15 protein-coding genes and 4 tRNA genes are annotated in these 20571 nt (G+C 47.5%); 4 read left to right on the plus strand and 15 right to left on the minus strand.

Annotated elements, in window-relative coordinates:
* Positions 1–77 precede the first annotated feature (77 nt).
* A complete protein-coding gene (locus OM978_RS16370; protein WP_264343339.1) occupies positions 78–1625 on the minus strand; it encodes an oligopeptide:H+ symporter in 1548 nt (515 codons plus the stop codon).
* A gap of 254 nt (positions 1626–1879) precedes the next feature.
* Between OM978_RS16370 and OM978_RS16375 the strand changes: the two genes are divergently transcribed.
* From OM978_RS16375 to OM978_RS16390, 4 genes are all read left to right on the plus strand, one after another.
* Positions 1880–1956 (plus strand) — tRNA-Met (locus tag OM978_RS16375).
* A gap of 23 nt (positions 1957–1979) precedes the next feature.
* A tRNA-Leu gene (locus OM978_RS16380) sits at positions 1980–2064 on the plus strand.
* Positions 2065–2091: 27 nt separating this feature from the next.
* Positions 2092–2166 (plus strand) — tRNA-Gln (locus OM978_RS16385).
* Positions 2167–2225: 59 nt separating this feature from the next.
* Positions 2226–2300 (plus strand) — tRNA-Gln (locus tag OM978_RS16390).
* A gap of 98 nt (positions 2301–2398) precedes the next feature.
* Here the strand turns inward: OM978_RS16390 and OM978_RS16395 are convergent.
* The 14 genes from OM978_RS16395 to OM978_RS16460 all read right to left on the minus strand — a co-directional run bounded on the left by OM978_RS16395 (position 2399) and on the right by OM978_RS16460 (position 20500).
* Positions 2399–3919, minus strand: coding sequence for a glycoside hydrolase family 43 protein (locus OM978_RS16395; RefSeq protein WP_319633880.1), 1521 nt, complete (start codon positions 3917–3919; stop codon positions 2399–2401).
* 127 nt (positions 3920–4046) lie between these two features.
* Positions 4047–6209 (minus strand): hypothetical protein, encoded by a 2163-nt coding sequence (locus OM978_RS16400; RefSeq protein ID WP_264343340.1) that lies wholly within the window; start codon positions 6207–6209, stop codon positions 4047–4049.
* A 4-nt stretch (positions 6210–6213) separates the two neighbouring features.
* Positions 6214–7434 (minus strand): DUF3142 domain-containing protein, encoded by a 1221-nt coding sequence (locus OM978_RS16405; RefSeq protein ID WP_264343341.1) that lies wholly within the window; start codon positions 7432–7434, stop codon positions 6214–6216.
* A 72-nt stretch (positions 7435–7506) separates the two neighbouring features.
* Positions 7507–8925, minus strand: a complete 1419-nt coding sequence (locus OM978_RS16410) for a M16 family metallopeptidase (protein ID WP_264343342.1) — start codon at positions 8923–8925, stop codon at positions 7507–7509.
* Positions 8922–10247 (minus strand): M16 family metallopeptidase, encoded by a 1326-nt coding sequence (locus tag OM978_RS16415; RefSeq protein WP_264343343.1) that lies wholly within the window; start codon positions 10245–10247, stop codon positions 8922–8924. Before OM978_RS16415 ends, OM978_RS16410 begins: the two co-directional genes overlap by 4 nt.
* A gap of 165 nt (positions 10248–10412) precedes the next feature.
* Positions 10413–11399, minus strand: a complete 987-nt coding sequence (locus OM978_RS16420; RefSeq protein ID WP_264343344.1) for a family 43 glycosylhydrolase — start codon at positions 11397–11399, stop codon at positions 10413–10415.
* On the minus strand, positions 11383–12327 hold the full coding sequence (locus OM978_RS16425) for an SMP-30/gluconolactonase/LRE family protein (RefSeq protein ID WP_264343345.1): 945 nt from the start codon (positions 12325–12327) through the stop codon (positions 11383–11385). The genes OM978_RS16420 and OM978_RS16425 overlap by 17 nt, the downstream gene beginning before the upstream one ends.
* The gene (yjfF, locus tag OM978_RS16430; RefSeq protein ID WP_264343346.1) at positions 12324–13295 is read right to left on the minus strand and encodes a galactofuranose ABC transporter, permease protein YjfF; all 972 of its coding nucleotides are present in this window, start codon (positions 13293–13295) and stop codon (positions 12324–12326) included. Before yjfF ends, OM978_RS16425 begins: the two co-directional genes overlap by 4 nt.
* Positions 13295–14413, minus strand: a complete 1119-nt coding sequence (locus OM978_RS16435; protein ID WP_264343347.1) for an ABC transporter permease — start codon at positions 14411–14413, stop codon at positions 13295–13297. Before OM978_RS16435 ends, yjfF begins: the two co-directional genes overlap by 1 nt.
* Positions 14410–15945: a sugar ABC transporter ATP-binding protein gene (locus OM978_RS16440; RefSeq protein WP_264343348.1), complete on the minus strand. Its 1536-nt coding sequence runs from the start codon at positions 15943–15945 to the stop codon at positions 14410–14412. Before OM978_RS16440 ends, OM978_RS16435 begins: the two co-directional genes overlap by 4 nt.
* A gap of 47 nt (positions 15946–15992) precedes the next feature.
* Entirely contained in the window at positions 15993–16940 is a 948-nt protein-coding gene (locus tag OM978_RS16445) for an ABC transporter substrate-binding protein (RefSeq protein ID WP_319633881.1), read from the minus strand.
* Positions 16941–17020: 80 nt separating this feature from the next.
* Positions 17021–18067, minus strand: a complete 1047-nt coding sequence (locus OM978_RS16450) for an aldose epimerase family protein (protein WP_264343349.1) — start codon at positions 18065–18067, stop codon at positions 17021–17023.
* Position 18068: 1 nt separating this feature from the next.
* Positions 18069–19667 carry an aldehyde dehydrogenase (NADP(+)) gene (locus tag OM978_RS16455; RefSeq protein ID WP_264343351.1) on the minus strand — a complete coding sequence of 533 codons (1599 nt, stop codon included), beginning with the start codon at positions 19665–19667 and terminating at the stop codon, positions 18069–18071.
* 62 nt (positions 19668–19729) lie between these two features.
* Positions 19730–20500 (minus strand): SDR family NAD(P)-dependent oxidoreductase, encoded by a 771-nt coding sequence (locus tag OM978_RS16460; RefSeq protein WP_264343352.1) that lies wholly within the window; start codon positions 20498–20500, stop codon positions 19730–19732.
* Between the last annotated feature and the right edge of the window lie 71 nt (positions 20501–20571).

The following is a 20571-nucleotide window of genomic DNA, read 5'->3' on the forward strand; positions in this document are numbered from 1 at the left end:
CACTTCACAAACAAACCCGGTATTAAAAGCCGGGTTTGTTTTATATCAGAGAAAGTAACGCTTAAACCGCAGCCCTATTATACGGCTCGATAATTATCCAACATGGTATAACTGCGGGCATAAAGCGCAAAAATAGCAGCAGCCAGCAAAGCAAAGCCCGCGAAGAAGAACATTAAGAAAGCGGTTTGCGACAAACCTGTGGAGGCTACATGCGACAACACTGTTTCGCTTCGAATACTGTTATTCGCCAGCAGCACCCATAAGTTACCCACCGTCACCGACAACTGCCAGAAACTGGTAATAGTGCCTTTCATAGCAGCTGGTGCCTGACTGTACGCAAACTCCAAACCAGTGGCCGAGACCAGTACTTCACCAAAAGTCAGCAGTGCATAAGGCAATACCTGCCAGACAATAGACATTACTGTGCCACCGTCCATCGCCAGTTGTACTGAACCAATTACAATCCAGCTTAAGCCCGCAAAAGCAATACCGGCGCCCATACGGCGTAACGCGGTAATACGCACACCACAACGTTCCAACAGCGGATACAAGACTATATGGTTAAAAGGGATCAGCAGCATCACCAGCAGCGGGTTTAATGCCTGCATCATGGCGGGTTCAAACCAGTTTGGTTTGCTCATATCATTAGCCTGCAAAATCCAGGTCGAGGCTTTTTGATCAAACAAAGACCAGAAAGGCGTAACCAGCGCAAACAGGATCAAAATACGCAACACGGAGCGCACACCATCTACGGCTATATCAGGGTGCACACCTCGTGCCCTTTCCAACTGAATAGCTGCACCAGCACCACCAAAACCCATCACCAGCACTAAAGCTAAACAAAAGGCTGCGACAAAACCTAAAGTTGGGGTTTGGCTTAAGCTAAACAACGCTAACGCAAAACCTACTAAAGCCAGATAAAGGCCGCCATTGGCTTTGCCTTGTTCTTTCGATAATAAGGCAGTTTTCACTACTTTTAAAAAGCTATGCGGGTCTTTAGGTTCAGGCGCTATATGCACATAACGTTTTCGGCCGAGCCAGAAAAACAAGGTAGCTAATGCCATCAGCACGCCTGGTATACCAAAAGCAACGGCAGCACCAAAGTACTTCAGTGTCAGCGGCATTAATAAGGAGGCGAAAAAGGACCCGAAGTTAATAGTGAAATAAAAGATATCAAAGGCTTTTTGCGCCAGCTTTTTATTACTCTGGTCAAACTGATCGCCCATAAAGGCTGAAACCAGAGGTTTAATGCCGCCGGACCCCAGCGCTATCAAAAATAGCCCGGTGTAAAAGCCTTCCTTACTGGTTTCGAACAAGGCCAAAAACAAATGACCAATCACATAAACAATGCTCAGCCATAAAATAGTGTTGTATTTACCAAGATAACGGTCGGCTAACCAGCCGCCTAATAAAGGAAAAAAATACACGCCTATCACAAAAGAGTGAAATACGTCCTTGGCTTCACCTGCTCTTAAATGCTCAGGCACAGCAAGCAGTAAAGCCGTCATTAAAAAAGGCGTTAAAATATTACGCATACCGTAGAAGCTGAAGCGCTCACAAGCTTCACTGGCAATAATGTAGGGGATTTGTCGTGGCCAACGGGCCTGTTTTACATCTGTGGACATTGGTTTTCCTCTGGCTTGCTCTGTACAGAAGCCGCTTATTTTTTAGTTTTAAGTACAAACCGATACTACCGGAAACCCCGTATAAGACCAAACAAGCAGCGGAAAAAGCGAAAAAACTGGCTGTGTTGACATCAACTTGCATAGAAAACCAGCAAACAAACCGAATAGACAAAGATGTGGTAAAAAAACGGTTGACGCAAAAAAGCCTGATGAGCATAATACGCGCCACTTGCTTAGGACAACTAAGACACAGTGGCTACATAGCTCAGCTGGTTAGAGCACAGCACTCATAATGCTGGGGTCGCAGGTTCGATTCCCGCTGTAGCCACCACTTAATTTGTTCGTCCAGTGTTTGCGGAAATGGCGAAATTGGTAGACGCACTGGATTTAGGTTCCAGCGCCGCGAGGCGTGAGAGTTCGAGTCTCTCTTTCCGCACCAAGCAAGTAAGAATTCTGCAGTTTCTGCAGGGGTATAGCCAAGCGGTAAGGCAGCGGGTTTTGATCCCGCCATTCTGGGGTTCGAATCCCTGTACCCCTGCCATTTAATTGAAGTGGCAGTGTAATCATCACATTACACAATTTTAGTCACAACAGTTCTGCAGGGGTATAGCCAAGCGGTAAGGCAGCGGGTTTTGATCCCGCCATTCTGGGGTTCGAATCCCTGTACCCCTGCCATAAATTGAAACCCAGCCTCGGCTGGGTTTTTTCTTTTGGGTTGGGGTCAGGCCTTGCATGTTGCAGCAGGCCGCAACATGCAAGGCCTGACCCCGGTGTTAGTTCTTCGAACCCCAGACTGTTTTACCTTCGGTCGACAAAGCACTAAAAGTCACAGTCCATTTGGCTGGTGTTTCATGCCACTGCCGTGATACCACACCTTCAAAGCTGCCACTGCCTTCCAGGTTGATACTGATCTGCTGATTAGTCCCATACACCCAGCTGCCGGTTTTATCACCACTTATACTGCCATTGGCTAACAGATTAATACTGACTGAGTTTTTAATTTGCGCCGAAATATCTTTGCCATGCTCAATCAGCTTGTAACTGCCCGCCAACTGCTCTGCCGTTACTGTTTTGTCAGTGTTGGCGGCATAACGATGTGGCGCTACTACAGGCCAGCCGTTTTTGTTGATAAACATCTGATGCACCCGTACCTGATGCTGTTCGCCCTGCTGTGGAAAGCGGGTATGAAATAGCAGAAAATACTGATCAGAGTTTTCATCGTAATAAGCCGAGTTATGACCAGGCGACACATAACCAGTGCCAATGCCTGTGCCCGCCTCGCTGCTTTGGCGTTCAAACAAAAAGTTACCCATGAGTTTTTCGGCATAGGGCGCTATGCTGGCATCATCAAATAAAGGCAAAGCCGGGTTGGATTTTACGTCAGCCATCGAATTCCCCAGCGCATCAAAATAAGGCCCTTCAGGGTTACTGGAACGCGCTACACGGATGTTGTAGCCGCCATTGGCATCCAGGCCACCAAAGGATACAAAGAGGTAATAATAATCGCTGTCAGGGCTGTACAGCACGTATCCACCTTCTATCCGACTGTGATTACCCCCCATCAGGTGTTTGCCGTAGCCTTGCCCCGGCAATGGCACACCGGTGGTTTTGTCCAGCTCCATCATAAACAAACCACCCGAATAGGAGCCATACAGCATCCATAAGCGGCCGTTCTTATCAAAAAACACATCCGGATCCACCACATTAGGATGAATGGTGGCATCGTAAATCAAACCATCTTCACTGGGTTCGCCCCACATCCCGGATTTCAGTAGCAGTTGCTGGTTCTTGTAGGGACCTTCCACTGAGTCTGCCACTGCAATACCTAAAGCAGAACGCGGTGAATCCCCTTTGCAGGCGTTGTAGTACATATAAAACTTGCCACCGATTTCAATCACATCAGCAGCCCAAAGGGTGGACGTTTGCGCCCAGTCAAAGGTTTCTTTGATTTCAGTCGCGGCATTAGGCATCAACTTATTGTTAGCATTTACACCATCAGCGACTAAGGTCCAGTTCTGTAAATCGGCAGATTTAGCCGCTGCTAAGTGAGAGCCAAAGATATAAAACTCTGAGCCAACTTTAATCACTGAAGGGTCGTGCACTGCCACATTAGTAAAAGTGGGTGCATTAAGAACTGGCGGAGGTATCACCACTGGCGGTGGATTGCCTGTTGTTGGTGGAGTTACAGCGGGTTCAGAACCACCTGAACCTCCACAAGCGGAAAGCAACACCAAATTCAGCGCCAACCATAGTGGCGCCCTTTTAGAAGTATGATTAAAACTATTAGTCGTCATAAAATCCCCTGTCGTTGTGGATAAAAACGCCAGCTATGCTGCCAGCTCGTCTTCAATAGACAGGGTTAATAATAATTCAATATTATTGTATTACAAATATAGTTTTCCAAAAGAAGTCCGTCAGGCGTTATGAAGCCCTGCCCTGCTTTTGTGTTCTACGCCGCCAAAACGGATAAGCTAAACCCAATAGCGCTATTACAGCAGCACTATAAATCGGCAGTTTAAAAGGCCTGACGGACTGGCGTATTTGCTGTTGCCAGTTGTCTTGCTGCCGCTTTTTCGCCGCCATAAAATCTGGTTCAGGGCAGGTCTGACCGAATTCAGCACCCCAACGGACATAAGGCCCTTGTTGCAGATACTGCTGATAATAACCTTTTGCCAGTTCTGGCTGGCGTAGTAGTAGCCATTTTGTTGAATGGCACAAAGTAGCAGCAAAAGCCTGACTGTTGTGTGGCACAAGCTTCGCTGCTTCTGCGGACAGTTCAGCTGCCAATTGCCGGTAATGAAATCTGTTGTTGTAGGTTGAAGCTGAACTCTTTACACGTTGTAACTCTGTAGTAGGTAAAGCCGGTGTGTTCGCCTCAATTTCATAAGGCTCATACTGACCATAAAACACCTGATAGTCCGGTGCCAGTTCAAAACCCAACAACTCCAGGCCATGCTCTCTGGCTAGCTTTGCCTGTTCAAATAAGGCCTGAGCTTTAGTATTGTCAGTCCAGCTGCTTGCCGCTTTTTCTGCATGCTGCTGATAACGCTTCGCCAGCTGCTTTAATTCGGGGTCAACAAAATAGGCCTGAGCTTGCTGGTATTCACCTGCACGCATTAATCGTCTGGCGGTTAAGTGATGCAATAAAACTTCGACTGCTGTATCACCAAAATAATGCCACTGCGCTTTTTCCGGTACTGCTGTCACAGGATGCAAAGCGGTAAAACTTATTAACTCATCCAGCGTCAAAACCCGCTCTGCAATATAAGCCGTATCCTGCCAATATTCAGAGCCTGCCGCTGTCAGCAAAGAGATGGCCTGCAGATAATCACCACGGCTTAATTCCAGAATACCTTGTTCTGCCTGGATCCTGCAGTGCTGTTGTGTTTGTAATTCGTCTATGGACACTTTGCTGTAGTAGTCCTGTTGCACTGCTGGCTTTTCCGCCTGTTTTGCCAATGGCGCAAAAGATTTACTGGCTTTGGCATAAAACTCTGCCGCTTTACTGCTATCCCCTGCTTTTAAAGCCATTTTTGCCTGCAGCCACCAGGCCTGCGGGCTTTGATCCAGATGAGGCAATAACAGCTTTACCAAAGCAAACTGGCCCTGCTGATAAGCCACTGTGGCAAGTTGAGTCGCATTTTTCAGTTGAATGTCCGGCAGTTGATTCAGCACCGCCAGTAATCGCTCTAGTTGCTCTGGCTGCAGATAACTTAAAGCACTGAACTGTGTCATCAGGTAACGACTTAATAAAGCCGCCACTGCAGGAGTTTGTGCTAAAGGTATTAATTGCTGATCCGGCATAGCGGCCAGTTCTTTACTCAATAGCAATAAAGAAGCGCGGCCACTTTCACTCCAGCGGCTTTGTGCTGCATATAAACCAATAGCGCCCGCCCAGTCGCCTTGTTGTTTAGCCAGTTTGGCCTGCTCACCTAAACTGGCCACTGCCAACTGCAAAGGATCAGGAAGTCCAGCCGCTACTTCCTGTTGTAACTGGCTATACAAAGCTGAGACTTCAGTATTTTGGTTCTGATCGTTTTGCTCTACTACTTTTTGCTGCAATAAGGCCCGGGCCAATGAATACAAAGCCCAGCTGCGCCTTTGCTGTTGTTGCTCTAAAGGCAAAGCCAGCAACTGACGAAATAAATGAATGGCCTGCTGATAGTCTTTTTGGGCAAAAGCCACAGCCGCCGCAGTATAAAAACGTAATTCAGCGGGTAAAGCTTCACCCACAGACAAAGCCTGCGGCACTGTACTGCTTTGCCTCATCTGCTGGACTATCTTTGCCTGATCATTGCTCAGCAACTGCTGCTCAGCTTGTGTTGTGGCGCTTACCCAACGGTCATTCTGATAATCGTATGAGTCTTCAAATACAACAGCTCCGGGTTTGGCTAATACAGCAGAAAGATCAGGCACTACAGAGGCTAAAGTCTGAACCTCCACTAAAAACACAGGTTCAGGCAGTACAGCAAAAGTCTGGGCTCTGTCCGAACTCAGCATCATTGGAAAATCCGGGCCGCAGGCCATAACACTGCTCGTCAATGCAAGGCTAGTCAGCAATAAGGCTTTGTTAAATTTCAACATAAAATCATCCTTGAGATTTTGATTCAGTTATTTTTGCGACAGACAGCTTTTGGCATAAAGCCCAACCCAACACCAGGCGTTGCCCAGGTTGCAGCACAGCTTCAGCTTTGGATAACATAAACTGCAGCTGATTTTTGTCTTTTGAAAAGTTGAGCTGGTACCCTGATACGGCATCAGCGGCACTACAGGAGTTGCCTGACAAGTGGATCTCTGCAGGCAATTGAGCCGCAACAAAACCATGGTTTTCGGCCACTAATTCAAACTGTGGTGATTTATCTTTCACGCTGATGTTTAAATCGGCAACCAGAGGTTTGCCCGAGCTAACTGCCTGTAATTGAGCATAAGACCAGCTGCGTTTATCCGATGGCAAAGGCAAACGGAACCAGACCAACCCCCGCAGAAGCGGCCAGTTTTGTTGCTGCAGCCACAGACTAAAATCCTGCACTTGCTGAGCATCCAGCCATAACTCTTTTCGTTTGGCCTGACTTTGCAGTGGCAGTTCACTTTCCACCAGCCAGCCATCACCTTGTTTCAGCAAGGCCGAATGATACGAGGGTACAGCAATATAAAATGGCTTCTGCGCCTCTGCTGACATTTGTTGTGCCCAGCTTTTGGCAAGTTCAGCCTGAAATAAACCTTGCTGTGGTGATAATACTGAATGCACTTGCAAGGTCAGTTGATCGGCCTGCTGTTGCAGCTCATGCCAACCAACTTTACCTAACCAATCCGGTAAAGCAGTAATGCTCAAAACTATTTTCTGAGGCAACATCTGACGTAAGTCTTTTAGCCATGCAGCATAAGCACCGAGCTGGCTGCTGGCGCAGTCATAATCCAACTCAAGTTGAGTGGCCTTCACACCTTGCTGTTGCCATAATTGCAGTAGCGTCAGCAGTTTTTGCTGCAACACAGTGGTTGGCAGTTGTTTGAGCTGACCATCAAGCCGCACCACCATATGCACAGCTCGTCCATCAGCAGCAAGCAGAGGCAAATCAACGGTAGCCTGAGTCCAGACAGGACCATTTTTTGCCTGATGCAGCTGCAAGGCCAATACCCTGAGTTCTGTGAAATCTGTTTTGCTTTGTGCTAAAGCAACGGCATGCTCAGCAGTCCAAATCCGCTGCCAGATATAAATATGCTGGCTAAAAGCTGACCTGGTCTGTGGTGTACAAGAGCACAACAAACAAAGGCTTAACAACAGAATGACGAGTTTGGACTGAAGCTTCAAGCGAAGTACTTATCTAAAGAGGCTATGGCTTAAGTATAAGGCCCTGCGTTGCTGCAGGGCCATAGCTTTTGACTAGAAACTATCTGCAGTGATTTCCACTTGTGTGACTTCACCATAACTTTTGGCGATGTCTTTAATGGCTTCAGCTTTGCCAATCAGCACAAATTGCAGCTGATTTTTAGGAAAGTAGTTATTGATCAGACGTTTGCTTTCAGCCACTGTCAGTTGATCCACCTTACTTTGGAAACTGTTGATAAAGTCCTGATTAAAACCATACAGATACATATCGCCTAACAAGCCAGCTAAGGCTGTATTGGTTTCAAAACGAGGTGGGAACTGGCCTTTGACATAAGCTTTGGCGGAGTCCAGCGTGGTTTGATCTATGCCCTTATCCCATAACCGCTGGTAGGTTTTCAGCGCTAAATCTACAGCTGCTTTGGTGCTTTCAGTTTTGGTAAAACTACTGATAGTAAAAGTACCACTGGCCGAATAACGTTCGAAACCAGAACGGGCGCCATAAGTTAAACCAGAGTTTACCCGCAACTCGTCATTCAGCCAGGAGGTAAAACGCCCTCCCAGCACAGTGTTCACCACGCTGATACCGACATAATCCGGATTATCCTGCTTAATGCCAACACCACCAATACTGAAGGTGGTTTCTATCGCATCCGCTTTATTGACTAACAACACTTTGGCTTTACTGGCTTCAGGTAAAGCCGCAACTAAATCAGGTTGTGTCGCCGCAGCGCTACTTTTCCAGCTGGCAAAAAGTTTTTGCAGCTGTGCTTTCATCACTGCGGGCTTAAAATCACCCACTATGCTGATGGCGGTATTAGCTGGTTGATAAAAGCTCTGGTGGAAATCTTTCACTTGCTGCTGGCTGATGCTTTTTAACGACTCTGCAGTACCAGAAATGCTATTGCCATAAGGGTGAGCACCAAATACTAACTTATTGAAGTATTGATCCATCACCATACGTGGGCTCTCTTTGGCCTGAGCCACAGCGGCAATCTGACGGGCTTTTAATTTTTCAAACTCAGCCCTATCAAAACTGGGTTGAGTCAGTACGCTGTGCAGCACAGAGAGCATTTGTTCGGTGTCTTTAGCCATAAAGTTGGCTTGCAGACTGGAGCCTTCCATAGAGCCATCGCTGTTTAAGCTGGCACCTAAAAAGTCGACCAGTTGTTCAATCTCAGCTTTGGTTTTACCACCTGCTCCCAGTAATAAGGCCTGACTGGTCAGTTGCGCTAAACCTGCCATTTTGTCGTTGACTGCACCAGCACGTACTGTGGCTTGCACGGTAATTAACGGTACTTCATGTTGTGGTAATAAAAACACAGTTAAACCATTATCGAGTTTTAACTGCTCATAGGCTGGTAACTGGAAGCTATTTTGGCTCTTTGCTTGATCTGCCATAGTAGGCAAAGCAAACACAAAAGAGCTTAATAAAACCAGCGCAGCTGCTTTTGAAGTTTTAGTTAAAACATTCATAGGTCTTTATCCTCAGCAGAGTCCAGCACGGCAACAGTGCGGTTGGATTTTTTCAGGTAACTTTGTGCCACCCGCTGAATGTCAGCAGGAGTGACTTTTTGATAATTTTTCGGCGCATCAAACAATTTCTGATAGCTGCCAAAATACAGCTCGTAGGTACCGATAATATCGGCTTTACCATTGATAGTTTCCATTTCACGGTAGAACTGCATCAGCTTCTGGTTTTTGGCTTTTTCCAGCTCAGCTTGAGTTACACCTTCTTTGGCTACTTTATTAATGACGCCAATCAACGCTGTCTCGAGATCCGCAGCTTTGACGCCAGGATTGGCGACAGCCATCAGATAAAACAGGTTCGGGTCAAAGGACATAGGCAAATAGCTAAACACATCCACTGCCAGTTCTTTGTCAACCAGGCCCTGATACAAACGTGAGCTGTTGCCTTCACCTAAAATATAGTTCAGCAAATCCAGCGCATAATAATCCGGGCTGGAACTGGCCGGAATATGAAAACCTAACAACAAGTTAGGGCTGGTTACCGAAGCTTTTTGTACATAAACACGACGTTCGCCTTTTTGCTCTGGCTCGACAGTGCGTACAGCTTCAGGTTTAGGCTGGGCCGGAATAGGTTCCAGATACTGCTCTGCCAGCTTTTTCACTTCGGAGAGTTTGACATCTCCAGCCACCACCATCACCGCATTATTCGGCGCGTAATAGGTTTTGTGATAACGCTTTAAGTCATCCAAAGTCCAGGCTTTGATGTCCGACTCATGACCAATCACAGACCAGCTATAGGGATGGGCATGAAAAGCTACGCCTTTCATTTCTTCCTGAATAGTGCGGAAGTTGGAATTTTCAAGACCAGTAGTACGTTCAGAAGCCACTACGCCTCGTTCGCTTTCAACCATTTTGGCATTGATATCCAAATGGCCTATACGGTCAGCTTCTAAATCAAAAATAGTCTCCAACGCATTGGCAGGGAACCAGTTGGTATAAACAGTTAAATCTTCAGTGGTATAGGCATTGTTAGCGCCACCAGCTGCTTCCATAGTGCGGTCAAACATCTTTGGGCCGTACTTTTTCGCGCCGTTAAACATCATATGTTCAAAGAAATGCGAAATACCTGTAATGCCTGGGTATTCGTTGCGTGAACCTACTTTCCAGAATAAATAGCTGTTGGCATTGGGAATAGATGCATCTTCCAGCACCAGAATTTTCATACCGTTCTTAAGCGTAAAGCTTTGGATGTCTTTAGCTTCTGTCGCCTGTGCTGAACTGAAAACCAGCCCCAGCATCAGCGCCAAAGCTGAATGTTTTAACTTCATACCTTCTCCCTGCCTGTGTTTTGTCAAAGCTTTGCCCTGCAATCCCTTCTTGGCATCAGGGAATAAGCAAAGCAAAAGATTAAGACTAAACGAAAAACAAAAACGCCCTGCAACAAAATTGTTACAAGGCGTGTATTTTTTGATGACGTGCACTAGCTCAATAGGTTAGTCAGGCTTATCCTGCGCAAAGTCTAACTGGCCTTTGTCTGTCCAGTACACAGGCCGCACACGAGTATGGCGATTGCCATCCTGCAATGGATTGCCCTGAATTTCTTTGTAATCACGGGCGTGATACAGCATTAAATAAGTAGCACCATCTTCGGCCAACACAAAGCTGTTATGGCCAGGGCCAAAACGTTTGAGGCTGTCGTTGGTGTAAAACACCGGTTTGGCCGCTTTGGTCCAGCTTTCGGTCTTCAATAAATCTGCATCTGCAGAAGCGCTCAGCAAGCCCATAGCATAGCGGTGATCGGTAGCACTGGCTGAATAGGCAAGCCAGACTTTGCCGTTTTTAATCAGCACTGCAGGCCCTTCATTGACCTTATAGCCCAACCGCTCCCAATCCAGAGTGGGTTCTGCCAGTAAAGTAGCGGGTAATTCAAGCTCTGTGGCGCTACGCATTTTAGCTATCCACAAAGCGCTGTTATAACTTTTGTTTTTATCCTGCTGTGCCCAGACCAGATAATGCTGGCCCTGATGCTCAAAGTGAGTGGCATCCAAATTAAAACTATCCCAGCCGGTGTTCAGTGGCCCCAGCTCTTGCCACTCCCCTTGCAATGGATCAGCAGAGCTGTTTTTCAGGACATAAGTGCGGATATGAAAAGCTTCTTCACTCTTTCCAGCAGCACAGTATATATACCAGCTGCCGTCTATACGGTGCAGTTCAGGCGCCCAGATATTAGCACTCATAGGGCCTTTGTCTTTTTTACGCCAGATCACTTTAGGTGCTGCCTGTGCTAAACCTTTAATGCTTGAGCTGTGGCGTAACTCAATACGATCAAATTCAGGCACTGAAGCTGTGAAGTAGTAAGAATCTGCTGCAGCGCGATAGACCCAGGGATCGGCACGGTTTTTAATGAGTGGATTAGCATCTTGCGCCAACAGATTAAAACTCAGCAGGCTTATCAGCAAAAGACTACAGAGCTTCCACATAACCACCTCCGTTTTTTTGCAAAGCAACCCAATCCAGCACCGCCAGTTCTGACTCAGGCAAGCCCTGATAAGGTGACTGATATATCAATAAACTACCGGCATCTGGTTCGGCCATTAACTGTTCTTCCGTTAAACCTTGTCGCGCTGTGGTAATAAACAGTAGGTCTAAATCAGGGCCAGCAAAAGCCAGACAAGTGGGCTGACTGACAGGTAAAGCGTGTAATGCAGTTTGCTGTCCGGAAGGCGAAAAACGGGCTATAGCAGCGCCGCCCCATAAAGCGCAAAGTAGATGATCCTCTGCATCTATTACTGCACCATCAGGTTCTGCGCCTGCAGGTACTTTGGCAAAAAACTGCGGCTGACTTACAGAACCTTGAACCGCATCAAAGCCATAAGAATAAATCACACCAGTGGGTGAATCGGCGTGATACATCAAGCTGCTGTTTTTATTCCAGCACAGGCTATTTGGAATGTGTAAATCAGCAATCATCGCATGACAGCCTTGCTGATCCAGCCGGTATAAGGTGCCATGCTGGCCGTGATCCTGCTCTTTCATAGTGCCAGCCCAAAACCTGCCCTGACGGTCGATTCGGCCATCGTTCATGCGATTGCCGGATAAATGAGTTTCAGGTTTAACCAACCAAAAGATGTCTTGAGTTGCAGGTTGATACAAAGCAAAACCCGACTCAAAAGCCACCAGCATGGAATAGTCAGAACGCATTGGGTCATGTGCATTTAATAACGCAAAACAGCTGATGCGCTCAGGCAGCGGATAGGTATTTAACTGCAGTGAAGGCCAGAATAACTGATACAAAAAGCGGCCATGAATGTCGGTCCACCAGACCGACTCGCTGGCGCCATGCCAGATTATTCCTTCACCTAATTTGTTTTTAAGCGGGATGCTATGCAATAAGGTGAACTCGCTCATGCGTGGCCTCCGGCTTTATTTTGTAATTTTTTACTTAGTAGCTTTTGCAAAGCAATAAAGAAAAACAGCAGACCCCCTATTACTATTTTGCTCCACCAACTGCTTAAGCTGCCGTCAAAATTGATATAGGTTTGAATAAGGCCCATCAGCAATACACCCAAAACAGTGCCAATAATAAAACCACTGCCGCCCGTGAGTAAGGTGCCGCCTATCACCACAGCAGCTATCGCATCCAGCTCCACACCTACAGCAGCAAGCGCATAACCTGAGTAGGTATAAAAACTAAAAATAATACCAGCCATAGCAGCCAGCATACTGCTTGAGGCATACAACAGAATGGTAGTACGGGCGACAGGAACCCCCATCAATTGGGCTGATTGGCTATTTCCGCCCAGGGCATAGACATAAGAGCCAAAGCGGCTGTAGTGAGTAAGTACCAACATCAGTAGCACCAAAGCTATAGTGAGCAAAGAAGTGGCGCCCAGCCAGCCACCGTCCGGCAGCTCCAGCCCAAACTCGGCCACTGCATCATAAAAAGGATGTTCAATAGCGACAGACTCTTCACTTAATAAAGTCGCCACACCCCGGGCTAAAAACATGCCCGCCAAAGTGACAATAAAAGGCTGTAGCTGGTAATACTGAATTAAAGCGCCCATACCAGCGCCAAACAGCGCGGCACAAGGCAATATCACGGCAAAAGCCAGTAGTGGATGCCATTGATAGGGCCCAATCAGCAAGGCTGCCGCCACACCGCTTAACGCAATAACAGAACCCACTGATAAATCTATACCGCCAGATAAAATCACCAAAGTCATGCCCAAAGCAGTCACCAGCAAAAAGGCATTGTCGCTAATTAAGTTAGTAACCACTCGCAGACTGGCAAAACCATCAAACTGGCTGGCACCAGCGCCAAACATCAACAGCACCAGGGCAAAAGTGATCCACAAAGGTAAATAAGTGCGGGACATCAGGCTTTTCCTCCACCCAGCTTGCCAAAACTAAACAGGCTTTTAAGCTGCTGACGAAACAGTTCAGACTGCAGCATCAGCACCAGCAATATCACTAAAGCTTTGATCAATAAGTTAAATTTGGAAGGTAATCCACTGACGACTATGGTGGTGCTTAAGGCCTGAATAATCAGCACTCCTATCACAGCACGAGGCAGAGAAAAACGCCCGCCTGTTAAGGCTGCGCCTCCTATCACTACAGCTAAAATCGCATCCAGTTCTAACCATAAACCTGCGTTATTGGCGTCCGAGCCCTGAATATCAGCTGTAGCTATAATACCGGCCAAAGCTGCGCAGCCACCAGCCAGTAAATACACAGTCAGCTTAATGCCTCTGTCATCTATGCCCAAATAACGACTGGCTTTGGCGTTGCAGCCTACAGATTCAATAAATAAGCCCAAAGCTGTACGTCGAAGCAGCAATTGCATAATCAGCAGCGCCAGCAATACCAGCCAGACTGGCACAGGTAAGCCTAAAAAAGAACCTGAACCTAAAGCGGCAAAGTCAGGATTCTGAAAGGTGACAATCTGGCCCTGGTTTAATAGCTGCGCCACACCACGACCCGCCACCATCAGCACTAAAGTCGCCACTATAGGCTGAATGCCCAGATAACTGACCATAAAGCCATTGACCAACCCACAAGCTAAACCTGTCAGTACAGCCAGACCTATCACAGCAGGAATAGACCAGTCACCCAGCACTAATAAGTTAGCGCAGACTGCGCCGCAAATAGCCATCACAGCGCCGACAGAGAGATCAATACCACCTGTGGCTATAACTAAACTCATACCGATGGCCAGCAAAGCCACAGGCGCACTGCGATTTAAAATATCAATCAAAGGCCCATACAAACGGCCATCCTGCCATTGCAGTGAAAAAAACTGTGGGTCCAGCAGTACATTCACCAGCAATAACAAAGCTAAAGCCACTAAAGGATAGAGGTATAAGCTGAATTTATGCGCCGACTGGCCCGGGCTATAACGCGCCTGCCTCGCGGTTTTTAGTTGATCCGCTTTTAATTGGTTAGCTTCTAATTGATCAGAATGGTGTGAGTTCAAAACTGTTGCCTCGTTCGTCATACGCTGGCTCCCGCAATAGCAGCCATAATGCGATCCTGGTTCAGATCCTCACCACTTAGCTCTGCTACTTTTTTCCGGTCACGCATGACCACTATTTTGCTGGAAAAGGCGGTGAGTTCTTCCAGCTCGGACGACGTCACCAATAAAGACATACCCTGCTGACAGAGCTGCCGGATCAGCTGCAAAATTTCGGCGTGAGCGCCAATATCGATACCCCGGGTAGGCTCGTCCAGTAACAACAGCTTTGGCTCTACCGCCAGCCAACGCGCCAGAATCACTTTTTGTTGATTGCCACCACTCAATTGACCTATAGCTTTGTCGGCGTCAGGTGTGGCTATTTGCAGTTTCTCAATATAAAAATCAGCCAGTTGCTGCTGTTTCTTTTTCGAAATCACCCGCCACCAGCCTTGTTTAGCCTGCAGCGCTAAGCTGATATTTTCACGGATTGATAAAGGCGCAATCATGCCCTGGGATTTACGATCCTCAGGACAAAGCGCAATACCAAGGGCTATGGCTTGTGCCGGATTATTCAGTTTAATAGGCGAACCTGCAAAACTTAAAGTGCCGCTATCGGCTTGATCCAAACCAAACAGCAGACGACAAATTTCAGTACGACCTGAACCTAATAAACCCGCTAACCCCACAGCCTGGCCTTGAGGTAAATCCAGATCGAGCTGCTGCACAGACTGGCCAGAACTTAACTGCCGTGCTGTTAAAATGGATTCAGAGTGTTCCACTGCCAGACAAGGCGCCTGATGACGCTGCTGACACAGCTCTTTACCGAGCATAGCGGCAATCAATTCGGCTTTATTTAAATGAGCAGTCTGGTATTCACCGACAAAACAGCCGTTACGCATGACCGTAATGCGGTCGCTGATTTGATACACCTGATCCAAAAAGTGGGTAATAAAAACAATGGCCACACCTTGTTGCTTCAACTGGCGCAACACCTGAAATAAAACCTGAACTTCATCGGCATCTAAACTGGCGGTGGGTTCATCCAGCACCAGCACTTTGGTGCAAGCTGCACCACGTTTTGGCGCTATACCACGGGCAATGGCCACCAACTGCTGCACTGCGACTGAGAACTCAGACAAAGGCGCTGTGACATCAATATCAAGGCCAAAAGTGCTTAATAATTGTCGAGCCTGATGTGCCATGGCTTTTTTATTAATTAAGCCAAAACGCTTAGGTTCTGAACCTAAAAACAGGTTATGAGCTACGGATAAATTCGGCAGTAAATTCACTTCCTGATACACAGTGCTAATGCCAGCTTGCTGTGCATCTTTGGGCGTAGCAAAACTTAAGGCTGTTGAATCCAGCAGCAGTTCGCCAGCATCCTTTTGCAGCACACCTGTCATCACTTTGACTAAAGTGGATTTACCGGCGCCATTTTCACCTAATAGGGCATGCACTTCACTGGCATATAAACTCAGCTGGGCTTGCTGCAACGCTTTTACACCTGGGAAGTTTTTATCAATCTGCCGTAATTGCAGCACTGGTTGTGCCGCAGTGTTTATCTGATCTGACATCAGGACCTCCTGAAAACCAGCCATTCAGGCTGGTGTTACAAAATGAATTACTTCAGGCGTCTTTTTTCATATTCAGCAGCAGCCGTATCCTGCAGGAATAAATCCCCTGTGGTACGGATCAGCTTTTCTGTGTCTTTTTTACCTTTCAGATAAGCTTCAATCACATCAAAAGCCGGGCCACCTAAATGCGGGTTCAGCTCCACTGTGGCATTGGCATCACCATCAGCCATGGCTTTAAAGTAGTCCGGTACAGCGTCCACAGACACTACCAGCAACTCTTTACCTGGCTTTAAACCAGCTTCTTTAATGGCCTGAATAGCGCCTAAGGCCATTTCATCGTTATGAGCCCACAATGCACAAATGGCTTTGCCACCCTGCTCGGCTTTTAACAAAGATTCCATGACTTCTTTGCCTTTGGCACGGGTAAATTCAGCGGTCTGACTGCGGACAATTTTGGCTTGTGGGTGTTTCGCCAACACTTCGTTAAAACCTTTAGCGCGGTCTATAGCAGCTGTAGCGCCCACTGTGCCTTGCAGTTCGATGATATTGCACTGCTTTTGAGCCTGGGGTTGGCTCATTAACCAGGTCGCGGCTTTGCGGCCTTCTTCAACAAAATCAGAGGCGATACGGGTCACAAATAACGACTCGTCCTGCACTTGCACGTTACGGTCGACTATCACCACAGGAATACGGGCCCGTTTGGCTTCTTTTAACACAGGAGTCCAACCGGTTTCGACTACAGGGGCTATGATAATGGCGTCCACACCCTGAGCGATAAAACTGCGCACCGCTTTGATTTGGTTTTCCTGCTTTTGCTGCGCATCAGAAAACTTCAGATCGATGCCGCGTTTTTTCGCTTCAGCTTTTACAGACTCTGAAAAACTGGTACGCCAACCGCTTTCCGAACCCACCTGAGCAAAACCTACAGTGGTGGCAAAACTGCTGTGACAAACTAAACACAGGCCAAGACCTGCAACTATGGATTTAATTTTCATACGCTAACTCCCCTTGTCGAACAGACCCTTGTAATATTTATATAAAGAAGGTGGCCTGCTTTGATTAATATTTGATTGCTTTAGCTATACCCCAATACAAAACGGCTGCACTGCCGGTACAACTGCCCTGCTTTAAGCAAAGCCGTTGGAAAATTTGGTTTATTGACCGCATTTGGATACCCATGAGGCTCCAGGCATAAAGCGTCGTATTTCTCTATTGGCGAGCCTTGGTTACCCACTATGCTGCCATCTAAAAAATTACCGCTGTAAAACTGCAGTCCAGGCTGGTCAGTAAACAATTGCAAAAAACGCCCTGAAACAGGATCTCGCACTAAAGCCGCTGCTGTGTTCTGATCGCGCTCTTTATTCAATACAAAATAATGGTCATAGCCGTTTTCAAGCTGGCCAATATCCTGACCTATCCGCTTACCCGCTTTAAAATCAAAAGCACCTGTTGCCGGCACTAACTCGCCTGTGGGCACCAGTTGTTTATCCAGTTGCAGAATAAAATCGGCATCGAGCTGCAATTGCTGCTGAAGTACAGTGCCTTGACCTATTCCGCCAATAGCCCAATAGGCATGATTGGTCAGACTGACCGGCGTGTCTTTATCTGATACAGCGCTGTATTCCAGCACCAATTCATGATGCGCCAGCAAGGTGTAACGCAGCTGCACATCCAACTGCCCAGGAAAACCTTGATCGCCCTCTAAGCTGGTGATCCGAAAAGTGACACTGACTCTGTCTTTTTGCTGGTCTATATCAAAACTCCAGAAGCGACTGCCTAAACCATCCGGCCCACCATGCAATTGATTGGGCCCTTCATTGGCAAGCAACGACTGCACTTGGCCTTTATGCATATAAGCGGCAGCACCAATGCGGTTCGCCACGCGGCCTATAGTTACGGCGAAATAATAAGGGTTGCGGGAAAAATGGCTTGGATCCTGGTAATTTTGCAGAAGCTCTGTTTTTTCAGTTGAATCAGGATCTGGCATCAACACCGACCATAAACCAGCGCCTAAATTACTTAAGGTAACACTGAGTCCGGCCGGATTCGTCAGCTTAATCAGCTGCAAGGGCCGCTTTAAAGCAGCCACCTGCAAAGTGTCGGTAGTGACCACAAAGCCCATGTTAAGCGTCAACCTCTGCGCTGGTTTTTACCCCATTCACCAGTCGAGGCAAGCCCCATGGATTGGCGTTTTGCAGCTCTGGTGGTAATAACTCAGCCGGGTAATTCTGGAAACAAATAGGACGGACAAAACGGGCAATAGAAGCTGTTCCTACCGAAGTAAAACGTGCATCAGTAGCGGCAGGGAAAGGTCCGCCGTGCATCATGGCATCACAGACTTCAACACCTGTCGGGAAGTTATTCACCACCAGACGGCCTACTTTTTGTCTCAATACACTAATCAGTTCAACCTGAGTAGTAAGCTCAGCTGCTGTGGCCTGTAAAGTGCCTGTTAACTGACCTTTTAAAGTGCGCACTACGGCCAGCAATTGCGCCTGATCGGCACAGCTCACCAGCACAGAGACATGGCCAAAGACTTCTTCCTGCAAATGTGGATTGGCTAAAAAGGCTTCGGCTGTGACTTTAAAGAGTTTGGCCTGAGTGCAGAACCCTGCTTTGTCGCCCACAGCTTCACCGCTGCCGACCAATTCAACACCGGACTGAGCAGACAAATGCGCCGTGCCTTTTTGATAAGCCGCAGCTATGCCTTCGTTCAGCATGACACCAGCTGGTACTTTGGCTAAAGCAGCGGAAGCTGCAGCGCAGAATCTGTCTAAAGCCGGGCTTTGAATAGCCACTGCCACACCAGGATTGACGCAGAACTGACCCACACCCAAAGTTAAAGAACCCACAAAACCAGTTGCTATAGTTTCAGCATTTTGCTCCAGCGCTTCTGGTAATAACACCACAGGGTTAACGCTGCCCATTTCGGCAAACACTGGAATAGGTTCAGGCCTGTTATTCGCCAGTTGAAACAGCGCCATGCCACCTGCTAAAGAGCCGGTAAAACCTACAGCTTTTACTTCTGGTGCTACCACCAGTTCAGAGCCTACTTCACGACCCGCGCCCATAATCAAAGAAAATACACCAGCAGGTAATCCGGCTTTTTGCACCGCTTTATGTAAAGCACGAGCGACCAGCTCGCAGGTTCCAGGGTGTGAGTTATGACCTTTGACTATGACAGGACAACCCGCTGCTAAAGCCGCAGCTGTATCACCACCAGCCACAGAAAAAGCTAATGGAAAGTTACTGGCACCAAACACCACTACAGGACCTATAGGCTGATTGGTGTAACGTATATCAGGACGAGGCAAAGGCTGGCGATCAGGCAAAGCGGTATCAATACGGATATTCAGGTATTCACCAGAGCGGATAGAAGATGCAAATAACCGCAGCTGATTGACGGTACGGGCACGCTCGCCTTCACCGCGGGCTTTGGGATAACCTGTTTCTAATGCGACACGTTCAGGCAACTCATCACCTAAGGCCATTATTTCATCAGCGCATAATTCTAAAAACTCAGCACGCTGTTCAAGTGTTGTAGCAGCAAAACCCGTTGCAGCTGCTGCAGCCGCAGCCACCGCCTGATGCACCTGAGCTTTGCTGGCATAACTCATCACAGGTTCAATAAAAGCTGCAGCAGCTGGGTTGACCGCCTGGTACTGACCCGCTTCGCCTTGCACCCATTGCCCGTTAATCAGTTGTTGGCCTGTAATCATCATTATAAAACCCTTGTTCGTGGTAACAGATTCAAAAAAAGCGGCTGGAGTCACTGCGTATGCAGTTAAATCCAGCCACCGTCCACAATAAAGTTTTGTGCTGTACACAATTTGCTGTCGTCGGAAGCCAAAAACAGCGCCATAGCTGCCACATCTTCCGGCATCAGGCTGTCTTTGACGCATTGATTTTTTTCAATATCCCGTGCCGTTTCTTCATTAACCCAGTACTTCAACTGACGTTCAGTCATCACCCAGCCCGGCGTTAAGGTATTGACGCGGATTTTATCCGGCCCTAAATCACGGGCTAAACCACGGGTTAAACCCAGCACTGCAGCCTTAGAACTGGTGTAGCCCGGCATACCACCCTGACTTTCGTACCAGCTCATTGAACCTAAATTGATAATGGAACCGCCGCCCAGTTGTTTCATCTGCGGATACACCGCCTGAATGGCAAAAAACTGATGGCGTAAATTGATATTAACCCGCTGATCCCAATACTCTGGCGTCACTTCAAGGAAGTTATGCCGGGTATCGCTGGCAGCGTTATTGATTAATACACTGATAGCGCCAAGTTGTTGTTTGACCTGCTCTATCACCTGCTTTAAATCATCAATATTCAGCAAGTCACAGGCATAAAACCTCAGCTGAGCGTCCTGATATTTTGCAGTTAAATCAGCCACTAAGGCCTTAGATTCAGCCTCTAAAATATCGACAAAAGCCACTTTAGCGCCCTGAGCAATAAAAGCTTCCACCAGACAAGCACCAATGCCTGAACCACCTCCACTGATAAATACGGTTTTGTGGCGCAGACTTGGATACTGATTGCTTAACGTCATAAGGTGTCCTCGAATAAAATAATCGGCCCAGTTGGCACCACCCACAGGGCCGATCCGGCGTAAAGCCTAAA

Source organism: Rheinheimera sp. MM224 (assembly GCF_947090785.1).
Classification (GTDB): Bacteria; Pseudomonadota; Gammaproteobacteria; order Enterobacterales; family Alteromonadaceae; genus Pararheinheimera.

Coding starts and splice junctions, on each gene's coding strand:
- OM978_RS16410 (WP_264343342.1), bottom strand. CDS start 8,925: ATGAATGTTTTAACTAAAACTTCAAAAGCAGCTGCGCTGGTTTTATTA.
- OM978_RS16445 (WP_319633881.1), bottom strand. CDS start 16,940: ATGAAAATTAAATCCATAGTTGCAGGTCTTGGCCTGTGTTTAGTTTGT.
- OM978_RS16440 (WP_264343348.1), bottom strand. CDS start 15,945: ATGTCAGATCAGATAAACACTGCGGCACAACCAGTGCTGCAATTACGG.
- OM978_RS16455 (WP_264343351.1), bottom strand. CDS start 19,667: ATGATGATTACAGGCCAACAACTGATTAACGGGCAATGGGTGCAAGGC.
- yjfF (WP_264343346.1), bottom strand. CDS start 13,295: ATGTCCCGCACTTATTTACCTTTGTGGATCACTTTTGCCCTGGTGCTG.
- OM978_RS16420 (WP_264343344.1), bottom strand. CDS start 11,399: ATGTGGAAGCTCTGTAGTCTTTTGCTGATAAGCCTGCTGAGTTTTAAT.
- OM978_RS16370 (WP_264343339.1), bottom strand. CDS start 1,625: ATGTCCACAGATGTAAAACAGGCCCGTTGGCCACGACAAATCCCCTAC.
- OM978_RS16450 (WP_264343349.1), bottom strand. CDS start 18,067: ATGGGCTTTGTGGTCACTACCGACACTTTGCAGGTGGCTGCTTTAAAG.
- OM978_RS16435 (WP_264343347.1), bottom strand. CDS start 14,413: ATGACGAACGAGGCAACAGTTTTGAACTCACACCATTCTGATCAATTA.
- OM978_RS16460 (WP_264343352.1), bottom strand. CDS start 20,500: ATGACGTTAAGCAATCAGTATCCAAGTCTGCGCCACAAAACCGTATTT.
- OM978_RS16400 (WP_264343340.1), bottom strand. CDS start 6,209: ATGTTGAAATTTAACAAAGCCTTATTGCTGACTAGCCTTGCATTGACG.
- OM978_RS16395 (WP_319633880.1), bottom strand. CDS start 3,919: ATGACGACTAATAGTTTTAATCATACTTCTAAAAGGGCGCCACTATGG.
- OM978_RS16415 (WP_264343343.1), bottom strand. CDS start 10,247: ATGAAGTTAAAACATTCAGCTTTGGCGCTGATGCTGGGGCTGGTTTTC.
- OM978_RS16425 (WP_264343345.1), bottom strand. CDS start 12,327: ATGAGCGAGTTCACCTTATTGCATAGCATCCCGCTTAAAAACAAATTA.